This window comes from Streptomyces sp. W16 (assembly GCF_033194735.1).
GTDB lineage: Bacteria > Actinomycetota > Actinomycetes > Streptomycetales > Streptomycetaceae > Streptomyces.
Genome location: NZ_JAWOAI010001099.1, coordinates 1 through 1,257 on the forward strand (window position 1 = coordinate 1; position 1,257 = coordinate 1,257).

A 1,257-nucleotide genomic window follows, 5' to 3' on the forward strand; every position below is an offset into this window, starting at 1 on the left:
GGACCCGGCGCTGCGGGCCGAACTCCTGGACGCCTGCGGCCTGTTGACCGCCGAGGCGGCTACCGGGGAGGTGGAGCTGGCGCCCCGGGAGCTGGACGTACTGGCGTGTGTGGCGGCCGGGGCGACGAACGCGGTGGCGGCGGAGCGGCTCGGGCTGCGGTCGGAGACGGTGAAGGGGTATCTGCGCTCGGCGATGCGGAAGCTCGGCGCGCACACCCGCGGGGAGGCCGTGGTGGCGGCGCGGCGGGCGGGGGTGCTGCCGTGAGGAGAACCCGGGTGGCGGCCTGCCTATTCATTCATCGGAGCTTTGAATTTCCTGATGCTGCACAGTTGTTATTTCCCTCACGACCCCGTCCCTCCGAATTTCAAGGACTGATTGCCTAATATTGGCCCGGACACGACACACGAGGGGAGCGGTGACCGTGCGACGGGACTTCAAGGAGCCTGCCAGAACCCGCCCCGACCTGGTCATCGGCCGGGAGGAGATGTTCAACGCCGCCCGTGACCAGCTCGCCGGCGGTGGCAGTGTGCTGCTCCACGGCCCCGCCGGAATAGGAAAGTCGACCGTCCTGCGGGCGCTGAGCGCGGAATACGGCGACTCGGCACGGACCGTGTTGCGCTGCTCGGCCACGGAGTCCGAATCCCATCTCCCCTTCCTCGCCCTCGCCGACCTCCTTGGTCTGGTCCTGGACGAGGTGTCCGAGCGGCTCCCCGCCGCCCAGCGCACGGCACTGGAATCCGCGCTCACCGGACGCGGCGAGTCCTCCCTCCAGCGCGACGGCCTCGCCCTGCGCCTCGCCGTCCTGTCCGCGCTGCGCGCGCTGGCCGCCGACGGCCCCGTCCTCGTCGTGGCGGACGATCTGCAGTGGCTGGACCCGGCCAGCGCGGAACTCCTCGGCTTCGCCGCCCGCCGCCTCGGCGACACCCAGGTCCAGATGATCTTCGCGGTGCGCACCGAGGGCCAGGAGTACGACCGCTATCTGAACGCCTCGCCGCCGGACACCCTCGCGTTCCGGCTCAGCCCGCTCTCCCGGGCCCAGGTCTCGGCGCTGCTCGACGACCGCGGCTACACCGGGCTGCCCCGCTCCACCGTCCGCGAGATCCACCGCACCAGCGGCGGCAATCCGCTGTTCGCCCTCGAACTGGGCCGCGCCCTCGCCGAGAACCCGACCCCGCCCAGACCCGGCGAGCCGCTGCCGGTGCCCACGTCGCTACGCGCGTTGGTGCTGAGCCGGCTCGACATGCTGCCCGCCGAGG

Annotated in this window: 2 protein-coding genes; both read left to right on the plus strand. The window is 71.8% G+C overall.

Features of this window, described 5'->3' with window-relative positions; translation table 11 throughout:
- Positions 1–265 (plus strand): LuxR C-terminal-related transcriptional regulator (locus tag R6V09_RS53420; RefSeq protein WP_317888593.1); only part of this gene is annotated, 265 nt, incomplete at its 5' end.
- A 151-nt stretch (positions 266–416) separates the two neighbouring features.
- Positions 417–1,257: ATP-binding protein (locus R6V09_RS53425; RefSeq protein ID WP_317888594.1), on the plus strand; the 841-nt coding region annotated here is incomplete at its 3' end.